5 protein-coding genes are annotated in these 3,337 nt (G+C 42.4%); 2 read left to right on the forward strand and 3 right to left on the reverse strand.

What is annotated here, in order from left to right; genetic code table 11:
- Positions 1-232: hypothetical protein (locus tag JJQ88_RS20840; RefSeq protein WP_210367966.1), on the forward strand; the 232-nt coding region annotated here is incomplete at its 5' end.
- A gap of 2 nt (positions 233-234) precedes the next feature.
- Here the strand turns inward: JJQ88_RS20840 and JJQ88_RS20845 are convergent.
- From JJQ88_RS20845 to istA, 3 genes are read right to left on the reverse strand one after another with little or no spacing between them, the layout of a single operon-like run.
- Complete coding sequence (locus JJQ88_RS20845) at positions 235-435, reverse strand: hypothetical protein (protein WP_210367963.1); 201 nt, start codon at positions 433-435, stop codon at positions 235-237.
- The gene (gene istB, locus JJQ88_RS20850; protein WP_210367964.1) at positions 432-1,187 is read right to left on the reverse strand and encodes an IS21-like element helper ATPase IstB; all 756 of its coding nucleotides are present in this window, start codon (positions 1,185-1,187) and stop codon (positions 432-434) included. Before istB ends, JJQ88_RS20845 begins: the two co-directional genes overlap by 4 nt.
- Complete coding sequence (gene istA / locus JJQ88_RS20855; RefSeq protein ID WP_349237168.1) at positions 1,184-2,698, reverse strand: IS21 family transposase; 1,515 nt, start codon at positions 2,696-2,698, stop codon at positions 1,184-1,186. Before istA ends, istB begins: the two co-directional genes overlap by 4 nt.
- A 146-nt stretch (positions 2,699-2,844) precedes the next feature.
- Between istA and JJQ88_RS20860 the strand changes: the two genes are divergently transcribed.
- On the forward strand, positions 2,845-3,337 hold a 493-nt coding region (locus tag JJQ88_RS20860), incomplete at its 3' end, for a Mu transposase domain-containing protein (protein ID WP_481748326.1).

Genomic DNA, 3,337 nt, shown 5'->3' on the forward strand with positions numbered 1-3,337 from the left:
TCCGAACAGCGGCAATGAAAAAGGACATGTAGAAGCCATGGTGAAGTATATCCGCAATAATTATCTGTTGCCGGCTGAGTATTGCGGACAGAATGAGCCACCAGTGCGGAGTTTTGAGCCACCTTGTGCGGACAATAGAGCCAGTGAATGCGGTGGTGAAAGCCATTTGATTATAAAAGGTGGAAAACAGACAGCCATTGGAATGGTTTTGATTTATTCCAACGGCTGCTGATCCTATCTAAATCGTTTATCTTTTAATTGTTGGTCAATAATCTCGACTGCCCAACTGACGAGTTCATCAATATCTAAGTCCTCCTCCTCGTTCCATACACAAGTAGCCAGTAACTCATCTACAATTTTCATCATCACTTCCTCCGGTAAATATCTGTGAAAGAAATACTTGGCTATACGGTTTTCAACTTCTGTTGGAATCATTTTCTGACTCCCAAGCCGTGCCGTTCTCTCATTGATATGGCACCATCCACTAGAATTTTATAGGAATCATGAACGATACGGTCAAGAATCGCATCTGCTACCTGTGCTTGTCCTAATTTCGAATGCCACCCTTCGGGTGAAAATTGGGAACAGAATATTGTTGATGCTCTTTTTAATCTTGCCTCGACAATTTCCAAGACGTGAAGTGCACTTTCCTCTGAAAGCTCGGTTAATAACCATTCATCAAGAATCAATAAATCGATCTTTTTATATTTCTGAATGAGTTTACGGAAGCTGCCATCGGCTTCATACTTTGCCACAGCCAATTCGTCCAGTAATTCTGGCAATCTAATATATTTTACTTTGTAAAATTGACGACATGCATGGACCCCAAAGGCATTGGAGATCCAAGTTTTTCCGTTCCCTGATGCACCCATTAAAATAATGTTGTGGTGGTTTTGAATATAGTTGCCTGTCGCTAACTCCAATATTACTTTCTTGTCCAGGTTGCGGTCAGGATGATATTCTATGTCTTCAATAGCTGCCGTCGGCTCATCAAATGTTGCTTGTTTAATCAATCGTGCCAGTCTGTTAGATTTTCGGCGGTCATACTCATAATCTACCAAAAGATTAAAGCGATCATCGAAATCCATGTCATGATAGTCTTTGTGCTGGCCCTGTTGCTGGTACAATTCTGCCATTGCACCCATTTTCATTTCGGTCAATTTACGTAATGTTTCTTGGTTTATCATCTTTTGTCCCCTCCAAAATATTCGGCACCACGCAGAAATCCATGATCATTGGCATGATTTCGTCGATGATCGATACTCGATTTTTGCTTACGCTTCTTGCCTCTTACCAATACGCCCTTTAAAACAGAAATGGTGGGATTTGTAGATATTTCAAGTAATGTATGTGTCGCTCTCTCGAGCTCTCCATCTGTGTATTTTGTTGATAAATTCCTTAGTGTGCCAAGGATATTTAATGCTTTCTTTTCTGTATTCATTTCTAAGATGTAAGACACAAACTGCATCATGGAAGGCCCGATGGCCTCTGCCCATTTGCGATTGTTTTCAGGATTATGTTCTAGATATAATCTGTGATTATCGGGCATGTGATCCGTAATCGTTGAAAACTGGCCGACTTCCCCTTTTAATCTTTTATGGGATGCAATTCGTGTTTCTTTAAAGTAAACTTCAATTAGATCCGTAGTCAGTCGGACATCGACTTGGTCACGGACGTAATCATAGGGAACGGAATAATTCATTCGTTCAACTTGGATGTGGTAGTTCAGTTGAACTTTTGCTGTTTTCCATTCCGTAAGTTTGTAGCGTGTTTGAGGAAGCTGTTGAAGGTGGGATTTCTCTTCTTCCTCAAACACCTTTTTCCGTGAGCCAGGTCGTTTCTGGAAATCAATAGAATTGATTTCCTCCAGCTTTTCATGGATTCGCTGATTTAGATCTTCTATGTGAAAACATTGATAATTTCTTAGCGAAGCGATTATCTGCCGTGAAATGTAGCCCACAGTTCCTTCGACGCTTGGCTTGTCTTTCGGCTTCCGTACACGGCTTGGGACAATGACTGTTCGATAATAATCTGCCAGTTCACGATAGGATTCATTGAGAAGAGGTTCACCCCGAAGAGCTTTTGTGACCCCTGTCTTTAAATTATCCGGGACTATGGTTTCGGGAACTCCGCCAAAGTATTCGAAAGCGTGAATATGGGCGATGAGCCAATTTGGTGATTTCATATCTAAAAATGCTTCCACATAGCTTAATTGACTGAAAGGCAATGTCGCTATAAAAACATACGCCGGAATCGTTTCGCCCGTTGAACGATCTATGATATGCAGCGTAGATCCAGCCCAATCCACCTCCATGATTTCACCAGGTTTTCTGCGAATTGGCATCGTCAACTTATATTTCCTCGCATATTTCCCGTACTTCTCGCAAAAAGTCCTGTAGGCATAAGGTATTTTCCCGATCTCCCGTGCTTCTGCAGCGTACTCATGATGCAGTAAGGTCAGGGTGACATTCTTTTTTTGCAGCTCCTTATGCACGTCTTCCCAATCAACGGGGAAATAACCTTTCTCGATCGCTTGCTTTTCTGGAAAGAGAAACCTCTCTAGCCACGGATTGGTCATAGTATCGTCCAAACTTTCCACGCCAAGTTTCTTGGCACGTTGAACGACCTCAGAGACTGTATTTCTTGAGTGGCCAGTGCTAGAACTGATTGTTCTTTGACTGATCCCTTCAAAATACATCTCAAGGATCTTACGACAATTAACCATAAAAAAACCTCCTGTATAATAGTGTCATGCCAGTCTGCATGCAATTTTTATTATACAAGAGGCTATTCTATTTATTTTGATGGCTCTCCAGTCCGCATAAGGTGGCTCACTTTTCCGCAATGACTGGCTCAAAAGTACGCACAAGTGGCTCAATTCATCTGCAATATTCACCGGCTGTGCCATACAATCGTTTGGAAGACTTAAATGAACAAGCCTTTACCTGGAGTGTGGGAGACCGGGAAAGAGCACATTACGAAAAGGAACTGCCGATTTCCGAACTGCATTTGGCAGACAAGGAGCAGCTGTTACAATTGCCAGGCAAAGCTTATGAATGTATTCGCTATGAACATTTAAAAGCAGACAAGTATGGGTATATCCGGATTGACCGGAAACAGTATTCCACGTCACCCCGCTTTGCAGGACGAGAAGTGACAGCCAAGCTTTCATTCGATCAAGTGACGATCCTCAATGAAAAGAATGAAATTCTCATCACACACCCACGACTCTATGGAAGCGAACGAAAAGCGATGAATTGGCAGCCATACCTAACGCTGATGGCCAAACGGCCAACAGCATTGAAATACAGCTCCTTCTATGACCAGCTACCGGAAG

It is taken from the genome of Bacillus sp. REN3, from assembly GCF_017912555.1.
In the GTDB taxonomy this organism is placed as follows: Bacteria; Bacillota; Bacilli; order Bacillales; family Cytobacillaceae; genus Mesobacillus.

What these genes read in the sequence shown, in the direction of transcription:
- istA (WP_349237168.1), bottom strand. Translation starts at nt 2,698, where the DNA reads ATGTATTTTGAAGGGATCAGTCAAAGAACAATCAGTTCTAGCACTGGC.
- JJQ88_RS20845 (WP_210367963.1), bottom strand. Translation starts at nt 435, where the DNA reads ATGATTCCAACAGAAGTTGAAAACCGTATAGCCAAGTATTTCTTTCAC.
- istB (WP_210367964.1), bottom strand. Translation starts at nt 1,187, where the DNA reads ATGATAAACCAAGAAACATTACGTAAATTGACCGAAATGAAAATGGGT.